The organism is Wolbachia endosymbiont (group A) of Clivina fossor, from assembly GCF_964026865.1.
Taxonomy (GTDB): Bacteria; Pseudomonadota; Alphaproteobacteria; order Rickettsiales; family Anaplasmataceae; genus Wolbachia.
In genome coordinates, this window is the sequence record NZ_OZ034707.1 from 1,099,686 (window position 1) to 1,121,572 (window position 21,887).

General features: G+C 35.0%; 16 protein-coding genes. 12 read left to right on the forward strand and 4 right to left on the reverse strand.

The genetic code is table 11. The features are described 5' to 3' along the window. Window positions 1-11 precede the first annotated feature (11 nt). The gene (dnaA, locus tag AAGD99_RS05525; RefSeq protein WP_253309363.1) at window positions 12-1,394 is read right to left on the reverse strand and encodes a chromosomal replication initiator protein DnaA; all 1,383 of its coding nucleotides are present in this window, start codon (window positions 1,392-1,394) and stop codon (window positions 12-14) included. 326 nt (window positions 1,395-1,720) lie between these two features. On the opposite strand from dnaA, the gene AAGD99_RS05530 reads away from it, so the two are divergent. Beyond that, entirely contained in the window at window positions 1,721-2,479 is a 759-nt protein-coding gene (locus tag AAGD99_RS05530) for a glutamine synthetase (protein ID WP_341822829.1), read from the forward strand. On the opposite strand, the gene AAGD99_RS05535 is transcribed toward AAGD99_RS05530, so the two are convergent. After that, window positions 2,462-3,076: a hypothetical protein gene (locus AAGD99_RS05535; RefSeq protein ID WP_341822830.1), complete on the reverse strand. Its 615-nt coding sequence runs from the start codon at window positions 3,074-3,076 to the stop codon at window positions 2,462-2,464. The genes AAGD99_RS05530 and AAGD99_RS05535 overlap by 18 nt on opposite strands. Window positions 3,077-3,251: 175 nt before the next feature. Here AAGD99_RS05535 and AAGD99_RS05540 point away from each other — a divergent pair, with 175 nt between their 5' ends. The 5 genes from AAGD99_RS05540 (at window position 3,252) to ubiA (ending at window position 11,598) form a co-directional block, all read left to right on the forward strand. Then, entirely contained in the window at window positions 3,252-6,326 is a 3,075-nt protein-coding gene (locus AAGD99_RS05540) for an efflux RND transporter permease subunit (RefSeq protein ID WP_341822831.1), read from the forward strand. Window positions 6,327-6,414: 88 nt separating this feature from the next. Beyond that, window positions 6,415-7,977 carry a transcription termination factor NusA gene (gene nusA, locus AAGD99_RS05545; protein WP_341822832.1) on the forward strand — a complete coding sequence of 521 codons (1,563 nt, stop codon included), beginning with the start codon at window positions 6,415-6,417 and terminating at the stop codon, window positions 7,975-7,977. Between the two features lie 9 nt (window positions 7,978-7,986). Beyond that, a complete protein-coding gene (gene infB, locus AAGD99_RS05550; protein WP_341822833.1) occupies window positions 7,987-10,311 on the forward strand; it encodes a translation initiation factor IF-2 in 2,325 nt (774 codons plus the stop codon). A gap of 9 nt (window positions 10,312-10,320) precedes the next feature. Then, on the forward strand, window positions 10,321-10,737 hold the full coding sequence (locus tag AAGD99_RS05555; RefSeq protein WP_164225054.1) for a ribosome-binding factor A: 417 nt from the start codon (window positions 10,321-10,323) through the stop codon (window positions 10,735-10,737). Window positions 10,738-10,740: 3 nt separating this feature from the next. Further along, the gene (ubiA, locus tag AAGD99_RS05560) at window positions 10,741-11,598 is read left to right on the forward strand and encodes a 4-hydroxybenzoate octaprenyltransferase (RefSeq protein WP_341822834.1); all 858 of its coding nucleotides are present in this window, start codon (window positions 10,741-10,743) and stop codon (window positions 11,596-11,598) included. 1,360 nt (window positions 11,599-12,958) lie between these two features. Here ubiA and AAGD99_RS05565 read toward each other — a convergent pair. After that, window positions 12,959-14,380 carry a hypothetical protein gene (locus AAGD99_RS05565; protein WP_341822835.1) on the reverse strand — a complete coding sequence of 474 codons (1,422 nt, stop codon included), beginning with the start codon at window positions 14,378-14,380 and terminating at the stop codon, window positions 12,959-12,961. Between the two features lie 131 nt (window positions 14,381-14,511). Between AAGD99_RS05565 and AAGD99_RS05570 the strand changes: the two genes are divergently transcribed. Continuing rightward, on the forward strand, window positions 14,512-15,789 hold the full coding sequence (locus AAGD99_RS05570; RefSeq protein ID WP_341822836.1) for an APC family permease: 1,278 nt from the start codon (window positions 14,512-14,514) through the stop codon (window positions 15,787-15,789). Window positions 15,790-15,797: 8 nt separating this feature from the next. On the opposite strand, the gene AAGD99_RS05575 is transcribed toward AAGD99_RS05570, so the two are convergent. Continuing rightward, on the reverse strand, window positions 15,798-16,241 hold the full coding sequence (locus AAGD99_RS05575; protein WP_341822837.1) for a hypothetical protein: 444 nt from the start codon (window positions 16,239-16,241) through the stop codon (window positions 15,798-15,800). A 140-nt stretch (window positions 16,242-16,381) separates the two neighbouring features. On the opposite strand from AAGD99_RS05575, the gene AAGD99_RS05580 reads away from it, so the two are divergent. The 5 genes from AAGD99_RS05580 to tsaD all read left to right on the forward strand — a co-directional run bounded on the left by AAGD99_RS05580 (window position 16,382) and on the right by tsaD (window position 21,771). Next, entirely contained in the window at window positions 16,382-17,398 is a 1,017-nt protein-coding gene (locus AAGD99_RS05580; RefSeq protein ID WP_341822838.1) for an aspartate-semialdehyde dehydrogenase, read from the forward strand. Between the two features lie 681 nt (window positions 17,399-18,079). Continuing rightward, a protein-coding gene (locus AAGD99_RS05585) for an IS630 family transposase (RefSeq protein ID WP_341822214.1) occupies window positions 18,080-19,094 on the forward strand; the annotation gives its coding sequence in 2 pieces (ribosomal slippage) (window positions 18,080-18,544 and window positions 18,546-19,094; 1,014 coding nt in all). Window positions 19,095-19,309: 215 nt separating this feature from the next. Further along, the gene (locus tag AAGD99_RS05590) at window positions 19,310-20,047 is read left to right on the forward strand and encodes a hypothetical protein (protein ID WP_264735927.1); all 738 of its coding nucleotides are present in this window, start codon (window positions 19,310-19,312) and stop codon (window positions 20,045-20,047) included. Between the two features lie 191 nt (window positions 20,048-20,238). Continuing rightward, entirely contained in the window at window positions 20,239-20,529 is a 291-nt protein-coding gene (locus AAGD99_RS05595) for a GIY-YIG nuclease family protein (RefSeq protein ID WP_253309210.1), read from the forward strand. Window positions 20,530-20,763: 234 nt separating this feature from the next. Continuing rightward, on the forward strand, window positions 20,764-21,771 hold the full coding sequence (gene tsaD, locus AAGD99_RS05600; RefSeq protein ID WP_264731506.1) for a tRNA (adenosine(37)-N6)-threonylcarbamoyltransferase complex transferase subunit TsaD: 1,008 nt from the start codon (window positions 20,764-20,766) through the stop codon (window positions 21,769-21,771). Window positions 21,772-21,887 lie beyond the last annotated feature (116 nt).

Sequence of the window (21,887 nt, forward strand, 5' to 3'; positions counted from 1 at the left end):
TTTTAACAACGCTACTTAAACATTTTTTTTAATCGATTGATTTCATCAGCAAATTTTGAGTCGGTCTTTATAAAATTTTCTACTTGTTTTACTGCATGTATAACGGTAGCATGGTCTCTGCCACCAAAGTTTCTCCCAATATCTGGTAGGCTTTTTTGCGTAAATTTTTTGGCAAAATACATAGCTATTTGTCTTGGCCTTGCAAGACTGCGAAGTCTTCTATTGGATTGCATATCTGCAACCTTTATATTGAAAAATTCAGCTACTTTCTTTTGTATTTCTTCTATTGTGATTGACCTATGATTTGACCTAAGAAGATCGATTAGGGTTTCACTAGCTGATTCTACCGTCATACTTCTTCCAATTAATGAGGTATGGGTAACCTTATTTAATGCTCCTTCTAATTCTCTTATATTAGATTTTATGTTCCTTGCTAAAAACTCTAGGACATCTTTCGGAACATACATATTCATCTGCTCCACTTTTGCCTGCAATATACCAAGCCTTAATTCAAAAGTTGTTTCATTAATATCTGCCACCAACCCCCAACCGAGTCGTGATCTTATTCTTTCTTCCACTCCATCAAGATCACTAGGAGACCTATCAGCTGATATAACCAATTGCTTATTTTGGTCTATCAATGCATTGAAAGTGTGAAAAAATTCTTCTTGTGTACTATCTTTACCACTGATAAATTGCACATCATCTACCATCAATACATCTACTGATCTAAATTGCTCTTTAAATAACATAATATCTTTGCTTCGCAGCGCTGTAATATATTGGTACATGAATTTCTCTGCTGATAAATATACTACTTTTCTTTTTTCTGATGGGGAATTGACTATGTGCCAAGCTATAGCATGCATTAGATGTGTTTTACCAAGTCCCACTCCACCATATAGAAACAAAGGATTGCTGCCTAATATTGGATCTATAGATTCTGCCACACGCTTTGCCGCCGTAAATGCTAATTCATTTGGCTTTCCCACTACAAAATTATCAAAGGTGAACCTTGGATCCAGCGGCGAACCAAGATTATGATTACTTTCCTCTCTGTTTTTTAGTATAACATTAAAATTTGAATTCCTTTCCTCAATTACTTGAATATCAATAGAACGTATGCTTTTATCTTCGCTTTGCCATAATGATAATATTTTTTTCATGTAATGAACTGTAATCCACTCTTTTATAAACCTTGTTGACACGGATAAAAGAACTTCCCCATTTCTGCTACTGACAAATTTTAGCGAACTCAGCCAGCTGTTATATGTTGCTTCTCCATAAAGATTATAAAGACAATTTTGGATTTTTTCCCAAGTAACATTGTGATCCGTTACTGTAATAATCTGATCAAAAAACATAGTAGAAACCTTAGGGCTAGTTAAGTTCATATACCATACCAAGAAAAAAGCAACAATTAGAAAAATATAAGATAATCAATAGCTTACTGCAAAATGAAAAGCTAATACTACTTAATACATACTAAAAATTATGGTGATTTTTTGATGAGTTGTAAAGGGTATAAAAACACTAAAATTGATCATTTTTATTTCAAAAAAATGAAAAATTTGTAAATGTCGCTTGTATCGAGGATTAGAAGCATGCTATTAAAAATAGTAATACATTATGTATAAATAAGATGTTAAATTTACTGGCAAATAAGTAAAGTATTCATATAAATATAGCTAACCTAATATAGATTTACTGAAGCAAATTTATGATTATATTAAGTAATTTGAGTTGTCATGCTGTATTCGGTATTGAACTAGAGTTTTACATTGAAGGAATAGAAAAAGAATATTTATTTCTGAATAGCATCAAAAATAAAATAGCATTTCTTGAATTTTCTTGCGAGAAGGAGAATTCTACACATCAATATGAGATAAAAAGTGGTTGTTATACGAACTCCGACAATTTAATTAAGCATTTTGAGTTAGCAAAACAATTACTTACTGAAGTAGTACAAAAACTTGGTGGGAACGTTTCTTTTAAAGCAAAGCCTTATTTGGATAGAGCAGGCAGTGCATTAAATGTGCATGTTAATCTCGTGAATTCAAATAACGATAACTTATTTTATATCAATGAGCAAAAGTATAGTGATTATTTGATTCATAGTATTGGCGGATTATGTGCAATGATGAAAAAACATATGTTGTTTTTTGCTCCAAATGATGATTCATATTTAAGATTTCAGTACCCGGATATTCACACTCCAACTACGATTAGTTGGGGAGTAAATAACAGAACTGCTGCGATAAGAATTCCCTATTTTGGCAACGATTCCAAAAGATGCCGCCTAGAGCACCGTGTTCCTGGAGCAGACTGTAACCTTGAAAAAGTACTCACAGCAATAATTGAAGGTATAGTTTTTGGTATAGAGAACAAAACTGCTCCGCCAAATAGGGTCTACGGCATTGCATCTGATTCTCAATATAAGATGGAGAGCTTAATACAACAACTACATGTTAAACCCTAACCCGTTAAACCCCTTTGCTGGCCGTTCTAGCACTTCCCTCACATCATTATTTACCCCATGCTGTAATAGCCACTCTGCAGGAGATAGTTTTCTCTCAGGTTTAGATTCTATACTAATATTTGCACTTGGTCTTTCAGGAAGTGGATTACCAAGCGCATCCATGTGTTTAGGTAAAGGTTCCATAACAATATTTGTATCACTAGAAACGGAATGACTATCTTTAGTATCAGCGCTTTTAGAAAGTGAATTACCTTTGAAATCCATATGTTCAGGTAGTCCATTTTTCATTTCTTCTTGTGCTCTTTTATTTTTTAATTCTTCTGCTAGCTCAGCTTCAGTTCTTTTTGGTTCTTTTACGGATATTTCCGTATCTTTTTCTTCACCTTCATCTTCTGAAACACGAGTAATTTCAGCTTTAGTTCTTATTTTATGAATCAGCAAAAGTAATAAGTAAGTAACTGCAGCAGCAGAAACGATAATGGCTATCTTTGCGGCAATGTGGATTGCTGTTAAAAATATTAAAGCTGATAAAGCTCCAGCTAATCCAGACACAATAACTTTTCTCTTGCCTTTTGTTACATTTAAAATTGCCACCATAATAACCTCTCAAATACTGTTCTAGAATTATTATACAGAAATTTTCTTATACTTGCAATTTTGCGAAAATTTTAATTATTTGCGTAAAGTTTTAAAGCTATACAAGGATTAATTAATATGCAACGTATCTCGACTATAATATTGTACAAACACACATATTTAGTTAACATTCAACATGCAGAGCTTACTCATAGAGCGAAACAGGGCGGTGGTATTATTACTTATAGTAATTTTTATCTTCGGTTCATACGTTTATGTAAAAATGCCAAGGGAAAGTAACCCTGATATACAGATTCCTATAATCAGCGTGTTTGTTGGACTTCCTGGGATTTCTGCTCAAGATAGTGAAAAGCTATTAGTGCTGCCTATAGAAAATGAACTAAGATCCATCGAAGGTGTAAGAGAATTGAGAGCTTTTGCAACTAATGATGGTGCTCACATGATACTCGAATTTGGAACAGAGTATGATAATAAAGAAGTGCTCGATAATGTCCGTTCAAAGCTTTCAAACATAAAATCGAAGTTACCTGTTGAAGCGGAATCTCCGATAATCAATGAAATAAACTTGAGCTTATTTCCGATACTCAATGTCGGCTTAATTGGTAATTTGCCAGAAAGAGCCTTAACTGAAATAGCACGCAAGCTAAAGAAAGAAATAGAATCTCTGCCAAATGTTCTCAAAGTTGAAGTGGCAGGTATGCGTAAAGAAACAGTGGAAGTTATAATTGAGCCCACAGTTCTAACAAAATATAACATTCAATCAAACGAAATATTCCAAGCTATATCAAGCAATAATAGACTAGTGGGAGCTGGGTCACTGGAAAATGATACCGGTAAATATTCGATTAAAATATCAGGGTTATTAAAAGATATAGAAGATATTATGAATATTCCTATTAGATCTCAAGGCGATGCAGTTTTGAGAATCAAAGATATAGCAAAAGTATACCCTAGGTTTGAGGATCACCAAGGGTTTGCTCGCATTAATGGATTACCTAGTGTCGTGCTAGAAATTTCAAAACGTAACGGAAAAAACATAATAGACACAGTAAATCAAGTAAAATACTTAATGGATAAGGCAAAAGATCAATTACCTGAAAATTTAAAAGTGGTGTACTTAAATGACCAGTCAAAAAACGTCCGCGATGTGCTTGATGACTTGGAAAACGGCATAATATTCGCTGTGTTGTTAATATTGATCATAATGATGCTTTCTATGGGAACAAGGATTGCTATTCTTGTGGCACTCTCGATACCCGGTTCCTTTCTCATTGGGATAATAGCTCTTTACTTTATGGGCATAACCTTAAATATCGTTGTGCTCTTCAGTTTAATCATGGCTGTTGGCATGCTGGTTGATGATGCAATTGTGATCAGCGAATATGCCGATAGAAAGATGATCTGCGGAATGGACAAAGTAGAAGCCTTTCACACTTCAGTTCGTGATATGTTTTATCCGGTTCTATCATCGACGTTAACTAAATTAGCAGTGTTTTTTCCTCTATTATTCTGGCCTGATACTGTTGGTAAATTCATGCAGTACATACCAATTACAATAATTCTAACTTTGACTGGATCGCTCATTATGGCTTTGGTTTTTATACCAACACTTGGTGCAATATTTGGTAAGCCTTCAATAACTTCAAAAAAAGAAATAAAAAAAATGAGTGCTATAGAAAGTGGTGAGATAAAAAATGCTGGGCCTATAATAAGAGCTTACATACGCATGCTAGAGAAGGTTTTAGATCATCCTAAAAAATTCATATGTGCTACTGTATTCGTCCTGTTTTCATTTAGTGTGCTGTACTTTACCTTTGGTCCTGGAGTGAAGTTTTTTCCGAAAGTGGATTCAGATAATATTTTAATCAGTGTTAAAGCAAAAGAAAGCTTATCAGCCAAAGAACGAGATTTGATACTAAAAGAAGTGGAAGAACGCATTTTGAGCGTTGAAAAAGAAATTCATGTTTCTTATGCTAGATCAGGAGCATTTTCAGACAACGTTATCGCCAGAATTCAACTAGAACTTATGGATTGGCGCTTCAGGCGCAAAGCTAAGCACATATTAAACGATATAAGGAGCAGTGTGCAAGACATGAAAGGAATAATAATTAATGTTCAAGAGGAAAAGTCAGGACCGTCGGCTGACAAGCCAATACAAATTAACCTCAGCGGAAGTGCATCCAATCTGAATTTAGCAGCAGAGAAAATTCTAAAAATTATGGACCAACCTTCATCCGGGTTTATAAATATTCAAGATAGCAGATCAGCACCTGAAATAGAGTGGAATATGAGTGTTAATAAGAGTAAGGCTACAAGTTCTGGAGTAAGTGTTGCAACCATTGGTGATTTTATAAAGATGGTTACAAATGGAGTGTTGATTGGAAAATATAGACCAAATAACACGGATGAAGAAATCGATATTGTACTCCGTTTCCCCAGAAGGGACCGCAACATGAAGACTATAGATAATCTTTTTATCAATACAGTTAATGGCCCGCATCCTATGAGCAACATAGTAAAATATGCTCCCGAAAAAAAGGTAAACAAACTAAATAGGATTGATGGATTACGTACAGTGACAATTTCCGCTGATGTGGATACTGGCTATCTTGTTAATGAAAGAGTAAAGTTTATTCAGAATTCTATTGCCCAGGATTGGGACAAGGGAGTAAAAATTGATTTTAAAGGCGACAAAGAAGATCAACAAAAATCAGGAACATTTTTGTTAAAGGCTTTTATATTAGCAATTACACTAATGATATTGGTATTAGTGACACAGTTTAATAATGTATACCATACATTTATCGTAATGACAGCAGTGTTTTTATCCACAACATGTGTGTTTTTTGTTTTCTTTCTTATCCAACAAGTTTTCGTAGTTGTTATGTGTGGAGTGGGGATAATTGCTTTGGCAGGAATTATAGTAAATAATAACATACTATTGCTTGATGCCTTTCATCACCAAATTAAGGTACACAAAAATGACATCAAGCGATGTGTAATAAACGCTGCAATTTCTCGCGTTAGGCCAATATTGCTTACCGTTGCAACCACAGTTCTTGGTTTAATACCGATGATTACCAGGTTAAATATCAATTTTTTTACGCTACAAATCACATATGATGCTCCATCAAGCCAGTGGTGGGTTGACATTTCAACAACCATAGCAAGTGGAATATTGGCTGCAACGGTCTTAACTTTATTCTTTACTCCGGCGTTGCTTGTCATACAAAGACATGAAAAAACTTGACTTAAATTAGCAATCATTTAACATTTAAGATAGCGTTCTTTGCCCGTTGAAGCTATAATTATAACTAATTACATTGGATTTATTTATTATGATTGCTAATCGTAAAAGCAGTGTTAAGCAGAAAAGTAACAAGAATAACATAGTTGGAAGCCTTGATGTAATAAAAACAGCAGGAGAACTTTCACTTCAAAAAGGTTTAGATTTTAATGTTGTAATAAAGGCACTAGAAAGTGCTATAGAAGCAGTGGCTTATCAAAAATATGGTAGCAAAAGTAAAATTGTAGTTAATATAGATAGAAATACAGGCAAAGTTACTTCATACAGAAAACTAAAAGTTATTGATGACGAATCAAATGAAGAAGAGAACACTGAGTATGAATCAATTAAGCTGACACAAGCTAAATTAATAAAAGGAGATGCAAAAGTTGGAGATATTGTTAGTGAATTGCTCTCTCTTAACACTGATCTTGCTTCAGCAAGGATTGCCCAGCAAAAGATTGCTCAAATAATTAAAGATGAAGAGTCAAAAAAGCAATATGAGGAATTTAAAGATAAGGTGGGAGAAATAAGGTATGGTATTGTTAAACAAGTAGAATATTCAGATCTTATTATAGACATAAATGGCACTAGGGCATATTTTCCATTGCGAAATTTGACCGGTGGTGAATCATTTCGTGAAGGCGATAAGGTTAAAACTTACATACAGACCGTTAAGCGCTCTGATGATGGACGTCAAATTATTCTTTCTAGGACTCATGAAGGCTTTTTAGAGGCATTATTAAATCAAGAAATACCAGAAATTGCTGACGGGTTAGTAACAATTAAAGGTATAGCTAGAGACGCCGGCTCAAGGTCTAAGGTTGCTGTTTTCTCTCCTGACAAGAACATTGATCCAGTAGGTGCTTGTGTTGGAGTTAAGGGAGATAGAATAAAAACTATTATACACGAATTAAATGGTGAAAAAATTGACGTTATAAATTACTCCTCAGATTTGGGTCAATTTGTTATTAAAGCCATTACTCCTGCAGAAGTATCGAAGGTTATTATTGATGAAAATGAAAATTGCATAGAGTTAATAGTTGCTGAAGATCAATTGAGTTTAGCTATAGGAAAAAAGGGCCAGAATGTAAGATTAGCTTCAGAGCTTGTTGGATGGAAAATTGAGATATTAAGCACTCAGCAAGAATCAGAAAGGCGAAGTAAAGAACTTAGTCAATGTTCAGCTTTATTTGCTGAAGCTTTAAACTTAGAAGAGATTATGGGTCAGCTATTGGTAACAGAAGGTTTTTCAAGCGTAGAAGATATATCCAACGCTTCAATTAAAGAGCTTTCTTCAATAGAGGGCTTTAATGAGGATATTGCAAACGAACTTCATAACAGAGCAAACAAGCACCTGAAAGCAGAAAATGATAGAAAAATAGAAGAGCTAAAAAGTCTAGGTATGGAAGATGATGTAATCAATTTAACTTTATCAATAGACAATAAAATTGCTCTTAGTAAACATGATATTAAGACTTTAGAGGACATAGCAGATTTATCAAGTTATGAGTTTTGCAGCATACTCTCTTCCTCAGCTGATAGTAAAGAAAATCTAAAAGATACAGTAGACTCAATAATCATAGAAGCACGTAAAAAGCTTGGGTTAATATAATAAAATAATATGAATAATGAAGATATCAGTAATAAAAAATTAACGCTCCAAGGCTTAAGCAAGCTTAAATTAGACCTCAATTTAAACTCTTCAGCTAGCCCAAGTACTGGAGCTACAATAGTAAAAAAAAGAAGAAAAAAATCTCATGATGCAGAAGAACATAATTTATTTGACGAGAGTAAATTAGGTTCTTTAACAGAGAAAGAACAAATTTTCCGCATTAATGCTGTGCAGAATGCTGCTTTGCTGAAAGAAAGAAATCAGAGAGAAGAAAAAGAGAAAACAGCAAAAGAAGACAGCAATAAAGAGATTGACGAGAAAAATGAAGCGGACACTTTATCTAAAGAAATAAATAAGAAAGTTTTAAGTAATACTCACTTAGTTGAACTAAGAGAAGATAATATTGACTATGAGAGCGACGATAAAAAGTCTTCTAAAGTCAACAAAGATATATATTCTAAGCATTCTAAACTGGTAATTGCACAGGCAATAGATGAAAAAACTGAACAACCCCCTGTATTTAAGCAAAGATTTGGTATAAGAAGTAGAAAGTCAAAGTTTACTAAGGGTAAAAATATATCAAGAGAAGTTATTATACCAGACAAAATAACTATCAGGGAGTTATCTGTTCGTATGGCAGAAGATAGCAAGAGTGTGCTAAAAATGTTCAAAGAAGAAGTCGGTGAGAGTTATAGAGTAGATGATCTGGTGGATCCAGATATAGCATCCGAAATAGTGGAAAAATTTAATCATACGGCTAAACGAGTGAGCGATACCAACAGAGAAAAGGATTTATTTTTTATAGAAGGCAGAGAAAGCCTGCCTAAAAAACCTAAACCACCAATCGTCACTTTTATGGGACACGTCGATCATGGTAAAACCTCATTGCTCGATGCATTTCGTGAATCTAATGTTGCAGAAAGAGAGTCAGGTGGCATAACTCAACACATAGGTGCTTATCAAATAACGACAAAAGATAAGCAAAAAATTACTTTTATTGATACACCAGGACATGAAGCGTTCACTGCGATGCGTGCACGTGGTGCCAATATTACTAATATAGTCGTAATAGTAGTTGCAGCTGACGATGGAATCATGAAACAAACAGTTGAAGCAATAAATCATGCAAAAGCAGCAAATGTTTCTATTATAGTTGCTATTAATAAAATTGATAAATCTGAACCTGGTGATGTAGAAAAAATAATTAATAGTTTGCCTCAATATGATCTCATCTCTGAAGAGCTTGGTGGTGATATTATGATTGTGCCAGTATCAGCAAAAAAGAAAACTAATTTAGATAAACTAGAAGAGGCGATTTTGTTAATCGCTGAATTAATGAAGCTAGAAGCAATAGAAGATTGTCGAGCACTTGGATGGGTAATAGAATCCAAAATAGATAAAGCGAAAGGAATATCAGCTACATTGATAGTTGAGGAAGGAACGTTAAAGGTTGGTGATATATTGGTAGTTGGTACAACATACAGCAAAGTACGTAGTATGGTTAATCACCTTGGTCAAAGAGAAAAAGCAGCACTACCCTCCGCTCCAATTGAAATTACTGGTCTAAATGGTGTGCCAAATGCTGGAGATAAATTTGTTGTTGTAAATTCTGAAAAGCAGGCGCGTGAAATTGTTGAATACAGGCTAGAGTTGATCAAGAAAAAGAAAGAAGATTCAGACGACAATAATTTAGATATATTCAGTCGTAATAACAGTGAAACAGAAGAACTATCTGTAGTTTTAAAGTGCGATGTAACTGGTTCTATTGAAGCAATATCAAGTTCAATTGATAAACTCGGTAAAGACCAAGTGAAATTAAATATCCTACACAAAGCAGTAGGAGGGATAACAGATTCAGATGTGCTGCTTGCAGAAGCATCAAGTGCAGTAATTTTAGCTTTTAATGTAAAAGTGGACTCAAAAATAAGGGACTTGGCAAAACAAAAAGGTGTAGAAATACATATTTATAACATAATATACGAGCTCATTGACGACATGAGAATGTATTTAACTAAAATGTTAAAGCCTGTTACACGAGAGGTTCGTGTTGGTTCTGCATCTGTGAGGCAAATATTTAACGTATCTAAAGCTGGTAATATCATTGGATGTTACGTAAGTGATGGAGTCATAAGAAAAGATTCTTTAATTAAGGTAGTGCGTGGTGGCAAATTGGTGCATGAAGGAAAGTTAAAAGCACTACGTAGATTTAAAGATGATGTTAAAGAAGTAGGTGTAAACTTTGAATGCGGAGTATCACTAGAGGGTAATATCGATATTAAAGTTGGAGATATTTTGGAAGCTTATCAATTAGTGCAAGAAGAAAGGGTGTTATAGTAGATGGATATGAAAAAGGAAATTAGAAACCTAAAAATAGCATCGGTATTGCATAGAGCAATATCAAGAGTCCTAATGGAAGGTAAGGTGTTCAATAAAAATGTAGCGGTATCTGACGTAAAATTAAGTAAAGATTTGAAAAAAGCAGATGTATATATTGTGTTATCTTCATTGAATATCCAAGTAGCTGACTACTCAGATTCAGAAAAAAGTACATGGATTTCAGCATCACGCACTGGAGATCCTTCTGAGGATAATTGTGATATTAACACTGTTGTTAATGAAATGAACCAATCTGCATGGTCAATACGTAAATCTATATTGTGTTATGTTGATTTGCGATTTATACCTGAGTTAGTTTTCAAGCCTGATTTAGCGTTCGATAATTTTGTTAATGTAAGCAAAATATTACATAATCACACTTAATTAATGTATTTCAACCGTTACTTTTCATTAATGAGACTGCACAGTTTAACAGGTTTGTGGCTTGTGCTATTTCCCAGTTTGAGCGGTATTCTTTTAGCCTCAACTTCTCTATCGTATCAGGCTCTTTTTCTCCTTGTTTTATTTACTATAGGTGCATTTTTAATGAGACCTGCAGGGTGTATAATCAATGACATTTTCGATAGGGAAATAGATGCGCACGTTGAACGAACAAAATATAGGCCACTTGCAAGTGGTGCATTAAACATAAAGCAGGCTTTGGTTTTACTCTCACTGCTACTATCTATCGCCTTGGTAATTTTATTGTTAACTAATAAAACCACACTCATACTTGCAATAATCTCAATGTGTATGATAGCTACTTACCCTTTATTAAAGCGGTATGTTTGGTGGCCACAATTGTTCTTAGGGTTTACCTTCAATATGGGATCGCTCATGGGCTCAGCAGCAATAATAAACCAGATCAGTATAGAATCCTTGCTGTTTTATATAGGATGCGTCTTTTGGACACTTAGCTATGACACCATATACGCTCATCAAGATAAAAAAGATGATGAAAAACTCGGAATGAAATCTACCGCATTATATTTTGGTGATACAACAAAATCTTGGTTGAAAAGATTTTATTTAATATCTCTTATGACGTGGCTATATGCTGGTATCTTATCATCATTAAATAACATCTTTTATATTGCTCTACTTGCTGTAGGGTTCATATTTCACCGCCAATACAAAAATTTCAATCCTGACGATCCCAGTCAATGCATGTCCATATTTAAAAATAATTCCTACGTAGGGTTGCTTCTCTTTTTTGGCATCCTTTTAGATAGAATTATCACCTAGGTCTCAAGAGTTTTGGCTCTAATGAAGTCAATAAACTCAGGTAGCTCGCAGAAACGAAAAAACTTACTTGACAAACTCCGCCAGCCTCCTTATTATGATAATAAGGGTATTTATGACTCAAAACTTGTTTTTGACCTGCAGGCTCAATGACAAAATTCAGTAAAAAACTCAGGGTATTTATTGGCGGATTACATAAAATTATAGCGGCTGCATGTCTTTTTTATTTTTTCTACATTCAGCCAAATCGCGCTTATTTTAAGCGTTAGCACATTATTACAGCGCCACTTACAGTAATATAGAGTCAAAACTCGCACCACGGGGCTTCTTTTGCCTTTTTTTTCGTTTGGTAAATTTCTTAAATATCTTCTTAAATTTTATAGCTAATCAGTACTGGGATGACAAGAAAGGAGCACTGCTATTATAGAGTGAAATGAGATCCCAGTGTCAGCTACTCGGATGACATTATAGGAGCACTGGAATGATACTATTATAGAGTGAAATGAGATCCCAGTGTCACGCACTGGGATGACATTATAGGAGCACTGGGATGACATTATAGGAGCACTGGGATGACATTATAGGGGCGCTGGAATGACACCCTGACAATCGTCATCCCGCTACTTGTTAGCGGGATCTATGCTAAGAGATACCGCGAATGAATCGCGGTATGACGGTCTGCGGCGATATGACGGTTCGCGGTGGCATGACGATAACTTCGTCATCCCGCTACTTGTTAGCGCTTACTATTACCCACAAATATAAATGTTTGTTGCATAGCTCTTAATGGCATAACTTTTGCTTGAAATAACTGTTTATATGGTGCAATTTACAGCTTTTAGTTGCTAAAATTATAACTCTTAGTTTAATAATTTTAATCCAATAAGCTTTCAGGTTAATAAAATTAAATTATTTGAGTAAATACAATACTATGTTTTTATTTGTGGGTAATAGTAAGTTGTTAGCGGGATCTAGAGATACCACGGCGGTATGACGTAGGGAAACCTTTCTTGGTTAGCTACAGCAGCTTGCAAACCATTCAGAAAAGGGAAGACAAAACTATAAAAAACCATAGGCGCCAGATGGTTTTTAGCTAAAGTCAAGTGTCTGGAATTTTAGACATAGAATCCCCCATATGAACAAGATTCAGAAAAAATGCAACGTACATTGGGCAGAGATTAAGTATATGTATACACGCTGAAGAAGATACGCCACATTTTCAACTGAAATTTAGATGAAAAGTCTGCAGACGGAGATAGATTTTGAGCTCTCTAAATATCTCTAATTGTCATTATAATAAGGCTTTGAATATGCAGAAGTAATTTTTTTAGTTAAAATAAAAAAGTTTTCTGCTATAGCACTACTAAGCAGCAGAAGACCTTGCATGACCTCCAAAAAATACTTTTACTCTTTCAAGATAAGTAGGTGGTACTGGAGGAATTTCTATACCATCTATAACAGCGCTTATTGCTTCTTTTACATCATCGCTTGTAATTAACTCTTTTAATTTATGCTTTATAGGGCCTCTTCCAACATCTTGCCCATACCTATTGTAATAATCCACATATAATTCATTAAAGACAGATTGTTTTGCTTCTTCTATCAGTTTACTGATGTTGCTTTTTATTTGAGGATCCATATCATCATCAGAATAAAAATTATCAAAATTGTCCTTTAAAACTGTAATTTTTTTATTGTTACAGCTTCTCAGGAATTTTTTCGTAATACTTGGCATTCTCCCGTACACTTGAGCGTTTACCTCAACTGTAAAGTTATTTTTTGCTTCAAGACAGCTAAGCGAGTAAATAATACGATCGAACATTCCCAGAGGACATAAACCAAGTCCATCCTTTAAATTCATTAATAATAGTGAATTCACATCTGATTTTTGATTCTCAGCAGCAGCTGAAACTAAGTTTGCAGTTTGTGTGAGAGTTAGGCCAGTTTTTGATTCTTGCCAATTTGCTATACTAGAATTATTAAAGTTAAGATAATTCTGCAATTGATTTCTTTGTTCATCTGTTAACTCATCTGAGCTGTTTATATAACCTTCATACTTTTTATTGAGTGCATTTGACTGAGTTCCAAATTTCTGTTTTAGCTCCTCAGCACACTTTATAACACTTTCCTCAAAACTACTCGTGTGAACGCTCTGAATGCCAGTACCCACATCACTTACATTAAACAAAAAGCTTAGCTGTTTTACATTCAAACCCAAAGGTGAAAAGAGCCTCACTAATGGATACTTTATCAATTCAAGAAGTGCCACTGGGATTAATAATATAGTATTGATAAGCATAAGAAATATGTTAATACCTGGTGTCCTTCCGTCAGTGTTCAGTAACAGCCACCCATTAAGGGCAGATATTTTCGATGCACAGTACAAAAATGGTAATTGAATGCAATATACTAAATATATAGAGAAAAACAAAATTTTATCTTTTAATCCTATTGTTGGGTCATTATATACTTCAGAAAAAATGTTATCATCACTGTTTTCATTTTTGAAAGACTGATAGCTGCTTGTAATCTTTTCTGTAAAAATAGAAGAGAGCTTATTTATGCCATAGCATGCAGCATAGGCAGCAAGAAAAATTGCAAATGTTCCAAAAAGAGCTAATGCCTCACTTGAGGTTTTTGCAAGAAGGAATGCATAAAGTATGTCAAAAAAGAGGCCAAGTAAATATCCAGATAAAAAAGCTGCTCCAATAATAGCACAAACAGCAGCACCCATTAATAAAACATACCCACAAACAACCAAAAATATTTTTAACCTCGGATTCATAACCTTCACCTAATAATTTGTTAATATAATCTATTTTAGAAATAAATTGAGAAAAATGCAAGTTTTTATAAAGATCGATTGAAATTTCTGAGCTTCAGTTATATCGTTAGTCTATTTAGATAAAAATTATTGTGTCAAATAAAATAGGTTTTTGGGCTATTTTTGCCTTAGTGATTAGCAGCCAAATTGGCTCTGGAATTTTTATGCTTCCAATTAGCCTTGCTCCATATGGCATGTATAGCCTTATAAGCTGGGTGATATCAGGGCTTGGTGCTATATCTCTTGCTTTGGTTTTTGCCTTACTCTGCGCAAAATTTCCAGAAACCGGTGGCCCTCACGTTTATGTAAAGCATGCTTTTGGCCCTGCTGCAGCTTTCTTTGTTGGTTGGACGTATTGGGTGATTTCATGGGTTAGCACGACAGCAGTGATCGTTGCAAGTATTGGCTATCTCACTCCACTCTTTCATGGAGATATTCAAAATATACGCTTATTTTTAGAAATACTATTATTTACGATCATTACACTAATAAATTTAAGAGGTGTCACTGCTGCTGGATGTGTTGAGCTTTTATTGATGACTGTCAAAATTACCGCACTGCTTGCTATACCAGTAACGGCGTTGTTTTTCTTTGATAGGAATAATTTTATCATAAGTGAGGAAATATCAAGCCTCACGATGTCTCAAGTCCTTGCTCGCTCTACACTACTCACTCTATGGTGTTTTATTGGACTTGAATCAGCAACAGCACCTGCAGGATCAGTCAACGATCCAGCCAAGACTATACCAAGAGCCATAGTGCTTGGCACAATCTCTGTTGCAGTTATATATTTCATTAATAGCCTTGCAATCATGGGATTGATAAACGGCAATGATCTAGTTAATTCAAAAGCGCCGTATGTTGACGCAATAAAAATTATGTTTCCTGGTAATTGGCATTTGATCATTTCTATTGTTGCTTTTATTGTTTGTGTTGGCAGTTTAAATGCTTGGGTACTAGCTAGTGGACAAGTGGCCCTTGGCCTTGCAGAAGATAAACTGATGCCACAGTTCTTTGCTAAAAGAAACAAGCACGGTTCTCCTTTCTGGGGCATAACAATCAGCTCCGTTGGCACTTCAGTTCTACTAATTCTCACTTCAAGCAACAATTTTGCTAAACAGATCACATCAATTATCGACTTTTCTGTAGTTTCATTTTTATTTGTTTACCTTGCATGCAGTCTTGCTTTTCTCAAGGTTATTATAAAGGAGAAAAACTATTACAAATTTTTAATTGGCAGTATAGCAACAACCTTTTGCTGCTGGGTAATATTTGAAACTTCTGTGAATACCTTGCTGATCGCAAGCTTATTCACCGCAAGTGGCATACCCATTTATTTATTTTGGTACTGCAGAGCTCCTGCACAATAAAATAGAGTTTAACGACTTTTCTTATTGTCCACTTGTTCAACATTACCCTTCTTAAGTTTACTATCTACTTTTGCGTGTTCATCATCTACACTAGTCTCATCTTTTATCTTACTGGAGTGACCTGCTTGCGATTTTTCATATGCTTCCATGTTGTCATATATAGGGTTACTGATGATTTCTATTTTTTCAGGTGTGAAAATCCTTGCTAAAAATCTCCCTATTATTGGTATTGATCTTAAGAAATCTCTTAGCTTTGAAGATTCTTGTCTTTTATTTAGGAACTGTTGGTCTATTTTAAGGTTTCTTACACCATATTTTTTATCATCAAAATTTATTGCAGGCTTTCTTTTTTTCGAAAGAACATTTTGAGCCTTTAATCCATTGGTTCTTTCAGGCTCTTGAGGTGTAGACATTGCAGGTTTAACCTTAGTTTCATTGTATTCTTTATTCATCTTTCACTTTATTATGTAATATTACTAATATTGCATAATAATAGCTAAATTACAATTAATTGCAAGGTAAAAATATTAAAACAATTGTAAATTTTGTCAGTAAAAATATAATAGAACTTTAAAGTTAGAGGTTCATCTATATGGGATACAAAATTGCTGTTATTGGAGCAACCGGAAGAGTAGGGCGTGAGGTATTAAGCACGCTTGCTGAGTTTCAAGATGAGGCAATAGATTCTGTTATTGCACTTGCGTCGAAAAAATCAGAAGGGAAGAAGGTGAATTTTGGTAATGAAGAATTAACTGTCTTGTGCCTTGAGGATTATGACTTCGTTGGAACTAATGTAGCCATTTTCTGTGCTGGATCTCATGTTTCTGAGAAACACGTACCGACTGCAATTGAGGCTGGGTGCATCGTAATAGATAACACTTCCCATTTTAGAATGAAAGAAGGTGTGCCACTCATTATTCCGGAGATTAATAAAGAAAAAATTATGGAATATAAAAACCACAACATAATATCCAACCCAAACTGTACTACAATACAGATGCTGCTAGTACTACATCTATTACACCAGAAAGCAAAAATAAAGAGAATCGTTGCTTCAACTTATCAATCAACTTCTGGCGCAGGCAAAGCAGCAATGGATGAGCTCTATGACCAGACAAAAAAAATCTTCATGAATGAGACTAAAAAGCCCGAGATATTCCCCAAGCAAATAGCGTTTAATTGCATTCCCCATGTAGGGAAATTCATGGAGAATGGTTCTACAGAAGAGGAATGGAAAATGCAAGAGGAGACAAAAAAAATTTTAGAGGAAGATATAAAAGTTACTGCAACTTGTGTAAGAGTACCCGTCTTTATCGGTCACGCTATGGCAGTAAATGTAGAATTTGATCAACATATCACTGAAGAACAAGCTCGTGAAGTGCTAAGTGAAGCCGAAGATAGTGGAGTTTTAGTGTACAACAGGCGTGAAGACGGTGAATACATCACTCAAATTGATGTTGTACAGGAGAATGCTGTATATGTATCGCGTATTAGAAGAGACAATACTGTTGAACACGGATTAAATATGTGGATAGTGGCTGATAATCTGCGCAAAGGCGCAGCATTAAATATAGTGCAGATTCTTGAGATTTTGATAAGAGAGTATTAAGTGCATATAGAGTGCACGTACGTTGTAATTCGAAGGAAATTTGTATACCACATGGCAGCGTGTGACGCAAAAACCATGAGAGCTACAAAAACTTCCTTGACAAACTCCGCCAGCCCTCTTATCATGGTACTGAAGGTATTCAGTTATCTTCATCTGTGCAGATTAAACAGCAAAAAAAACAACGTACTTGGCGTCTTATTTTTAATTTTTCGCACTATGTGCACCTTATGTCTTCACAACATTTCTAGCTATATAAGCCGAAACGCGCTTACAAAGCGTTTAAGACAGTAGAGAACGCCAATTTGCAGGATTAGAGAGTGACAACTAGCTAACGCGGGGTTTCTTTTGCCTTTTTTTCTGCTTAGTAAATTTCTTAATGCTTATAATTTAGATTAGTTGCGGCTTAAAAGCAACTGAATCGCGGTTATTAAACGTTTAGAATAAAAAAATGCCATACTTGAAAGTATAATGTAAGTAATTAGCCAACCACGGGGCTTCTTTTGCCTTTTTTCTTCGTTTAGTAAATTTCTTAATGTTTATAGCTAAAGTAACTTAGGTTCATCGACAATCGTCATCCCGCTACGTGTTAGCGGGATCTATGCTAATACCAATTCCTAAAAATAAATAGACGAATAAAGAAAAATTTCTAAAATAGAATAATTTAAGAATTAGTGGGGAGTTATGGCAGGAAAAAGTAAAGCAATAGGAGAAGAATTATATAATAAGTGTAACCTGGAATTAAAGAAGCACGGCATAAGAGGAGAGATAGGAAGAAGATTACAGGCAATAATATCTGCAAAAGAATATGGAATAACAAAAGTTGCTCAAATATACCGAATTACTAGAACTACATTGATGAAGTGGATTACAAGATTTAAGGAAGGAGGAGTCAATGCGTTTAAAATACAACCAGGACGTGGAGTAAAGCCGAAGTTGAGCTACAAGCAGCAAGAAGAAATTAAAAATGTCATAGCAGAAGAAGGAGCCAACCTAACGGCTAAGAAATTAAAAATCATAATTGAGAAAATGTTTTCTATTGAGGTAAGTAAGTCTACAGCACATAGACTGATGCAAAAGTTAGGTTTTTCGTATATTACTCCAAGGCCTGTGCACAATAAACAGGATAAAAATAAACAAGAAGAGTTTAAAAAAAAATCTTAATGAAACTATTGTCACGTATCCCGAAAAAGAGCTATTTTTCTTCGATGAGTCGCGGTTTGGCACACATTCAAAGATTGGACACGGGTGGTTTAAAAAAGGCATTAGGACACAGGTTAAGGTAAAATTAGGTAGGCAAAACTTTTATCTCTATAGTGCAGTTAATCCTAGAAATGGAGAGAGTTCTAGCTTATTCGTACCAAACGTCAATACTGATTGTATGAATATATTCCTTGAGCAGATGTCACAATATTTAGGAACAAGGGAGGCATTTCTTGTTGTGGATTGTGCAGGATGGCATAGATCCAAAGGTTTAAAAATACCACAAAATATTACCTTAATCTATTTACCTCCATATTCACCAGAGTTAAATCCAGTAGAGCGTTTATGGCAATATTTGAAAGACAATCTCATTAAAAATAGAATATATGACTCTGTTAGTTTATTGGAGGATACTGTATGTGCATTCATTCGTAATATTACGGAAAGTTCGATCAAAACCATTTGTTCTGTGAGTTATTTGCCTACTTATTTATGAGATTTGGTATAAGAGATACCGCGAATGAATCGCGGTATGACGGTTAATTATTCCGTGACGGTATGACGGTTCGCGGTGGCATCTCGTCATCCCGCTAACACGTAGCGGGATGACGGTTGTCAGTAAACCTGAATTACTTTAGCTATGCAATGAGATTTCCTAAAAAACACTTTATAGCTCTTGAGTATAAAAAAAAATTCCTTTAATAATAAGGCATGCTAATCAGGAATTTAATCAAACAAGCGACTAAAGTAGGAAGCAGTGAAAATGCAATACGATATATTGAGTATCTCTATCAATTTGAGAAGTTTAGAAACACATTAAACCTCACTTTATCACTAATAAAGCAAAATAAGCTTTCGTTTGAAATATACCAAGAGGGATTAGTGGATATGGAAGAAGGGGTGTGTAAGACAATCAGGTCTTCCGGTGTAAATAGGTATGTTATTGTGCTGAGAAGGTCAAATCCATACATTATAGTGCATGAACTTTCACATATGGTTGAAAATGAGCTTAACTTGAGCCTAGAGCAGGAATTTCTCCATAAGGTTTACCAGGATATTGAGCAGAATTTAAGGCAAGCAAATGTTCTTGTGCAGAAAATTATTAGCCAAGTTATATTTAAGGAGATACAAGCTTATCAAACTGCAAAGTCACGCGCATCTGAATTGTTTGCACGCTATTTTGAGCTATTTGCTTGGGCACAAGAGGTTTATCCTAAGGATAAAGAATACTTAATTCGCACTCAAGATTTAAACAAAGTGTTCCTTGCTACTGATCAATGGAAAAAGAGCTGCCTGGATCCACAAATGATGGATAGAATAGATAAGGAAATCAAGGAATACAGCAATAAAACCGCCACTAAAGACGTAACCAAAGTGCAAAGCAGTTGGACTAATAAATTTTCTCCTGGGGGCAAAAAAATTAGCTCCATATTTGGAGATGATGATTAGCTTATAGTGCAGGTTTTCCTACGTCATACCGCAATTCACTCCACGACTGTACGAACGTCTAGTTTAGTGATAAAATGTATATAATTATTGATGTCATTCAAGCATTTACATTTGTTACATCAGCACTCACATTTGTCATCTCAGTCTCCTCTTCCTGTCATCCCAGTGCGTGACACTGGGATCTAAATTTTATGAAAAACTATTATATTTATATACTTGCAAGTAGACACAATAAGGCTCTATGTATAGGTGTTACGTCGAATTTAATTAAACGAATTTGGGAGCATAAGAACAAGGTTATTCCCGGTTTTACGTCGAAATATAATGTACAAAAATTAGTTTATTTTGAAGAATTTCAAGACGTAGATTCGGCTCTTGATAGAGAAAAACTTCTAAAAAGTTGGAGAAGGGAATGGAAAATCAATTTAGTTGCAAGAAAAAACCCAAATTGGTATGATTTATATTACGAAATTACTAAGTGAGATCCCAGTGTCACGCACTGGGATGACGAGAGAGGAGACCTGGAATAACAAGAAAGTGCTCCATCTCAATAGCGCAATGTTCATACGATTGTAGATTCATTCGCGGTATCTCATCAGCTAACAAGCAGCGGAATGACGGTTGTCGGTAAATCTTTTAGCTATAGAAGTTAACTTTGCAGTTAACTTCTACAGCGTTTCAAGGTATAGTTTTTATAATAAAGTGCTCGAATATACATGAAAACCATTTTAGCTGTTGAAACAAGCTGCGATGAAACTGCAGTAGCGATTGTAAATAGTGACAAGCAAGTCCTTGCTCACGAAATTCTCTCCCAAGCAGAACACAAAAAACGCGGTGGGGTGATCCCTGAAATAGCGTCACGTGCTCATATGGAGCATTTAAGTGGTCTAATAAAAAGCGCCGTGGAAAAATCTAACCTTAACTTTTGCGATCTTGATGCAATTGCAGCAACATCAGGACCAGGACTCATAGGTGGATTAATAGTTGGTACAATGATGGCTAAAGCAATTGCACATGTAGCACAAAAACCTTTTATTGCAGTTAATCACTTAGAAGCGCATGCATTAGTTATTAGGTTACTGCATGAGGTAAAATTTCCATTTTTAGTCCTACTAATATCAGGTGGTCACTGTCAATTTTTAATTGCACAGGATGTAGGTAAATATATTAAACTCGGGGAGACACTTGATGACTCGTTAGGAGAAGCATTTGATAAAGTTGCTAAGATGCTGGGTTTAAGCTATCCCGGAGGGCCATTAATTGAAAAGTTAGCTAAAAAAGGCAATGGTGCAAGATTTAAACTGCCAAGGGCGATGATAAAACGTTCTGGATGTAACTTTTCGTTTTCTGGAATCAAGACAGCAGTAAAAAACTTAGTGCAGAAACTCGAAATGAGCGAGCAAGATGTGTGTGATGTGTGTGCTTCGTTTCAAGAGTGTATTAGTGACATACTGCTGGACAGGGTTAGTAATGCGATTATTATGGCCGAATCTTTAAATATCAAAATCAATGACTTTGTGATTACTGGCGGAGTTGCAGCAAATAATTTTTTGAGAGAAAAACTGAAAGAACACATAAACTTAAACATATTTTTCCCCCCTAATAATCTATGTACAGACAATGCAGTAATGGTTGGATGGGCAGGAATTGAAAGGTTACAGAAGAATTATATAGATCCACTTAATTTTGCACCAAGACCTAAGTGGGAGTTGGAGAGTTATTAAAAGCTCTCAATTCTGAATTATAGCTAAAGTGACTTAGGTTTACCGACGATTTGAAAAACGACAAATTCGTCATTCCGCTACTCGTTAGCGGAATCTATGCCGAGATACCGCGAATG

Coding starts and splice junctions, on each gene's coding strand:
- dnaA (WP_253309363.1), bottom strand. CDS start 1,394: ATGAACTTAACTAGCCCTAAGGTTTCTACTATGTTTTTTGATCAGATT.
- AAGD99_RS05530 (WP_341822829.1), top strand. CDS start 1,721: ATGATTATATTAAGTAATTTGAGTTGTCATGCTGTATTCGGTATTGAA.
- AAGD99_RS05535 (WP_341822830.1), bottom strand. CDS start 3,076: ATGGTGGCAATTTTAAATGTAACAAAAGGCAAGAGAAAAGTTATTGTG.
- AAGD99_RS05540 (WP_341822831.1), top strand. CDS start 3,252: ATGCAGAGCTTACTCATAGAGCGAAACAGGGCGGTGGTATTATTACTT.
- nusA (WP_341822832.1), top strand. CDS start 6,415: ATGATTGCTAATCGTAAAAGCAGTGTTAAGCAGAAAAGTAACAAGAAT.
- infB (WP_341822833.1), top strand. CDS start 7,987: ATGAATAATGAAGATATCAGTAATAAAAAATTAACGCTCCAAGGCTTA.
- AAGD99_RS05555 (WP_164225054.1), top strand. CDS start 10,321: ATGAAAAAGGAAATTAGAAACCTAAAAATAGCATCGGTATTGCATAGA.
- ubiA (WP_341822834.1), top strand. CDS start 10,741: ATGTATTTCAACCGTTACTTTTCATTAATGAGACTGCACAGTTTAACA.
- AAGD99_RS05565 (WP_341822835.1), bottom strand. CDS start 14,380: ATGAATCCGAGGTTAAAAATATTTTTGGTTGTTTGTGGGTATGTTTTA.
- AAGD99_RS05575 (WP_341822837.1), bottom strand. CDS start 16,241: ATGAATAAAGAATACAATGAAACTAAGGTTAAACCTGCAATGTCTACA.
- AAGD99_RS05580 (WP_341822838.1), top strand. CDS start 16,382: ATGGGATACAAAATTGCTGTTATTGGAGCAACCGGAAGAGTAGGGCGT.
- AAGD99_RS05590 (WP_264735927.1), top strand. CDS start 19,310: ATGCTAATCAGGAATTTAATCAAACAAGCGACTAAAGTAGGAAGCAGT.
- AAGD99_RS05595 (WP_253309210.1), top strand. CDS start 20,239: ATGAAAAACTATTATATTTATATACTTGCAAGTAGACACAATAAGGCT.
- tsaD (WP_264731506.1), top strand. CDS start 20,764: ATGAAAACCATTTTAGCTGTTGAAACAAGCTGCGATGAAACTGCAGTA.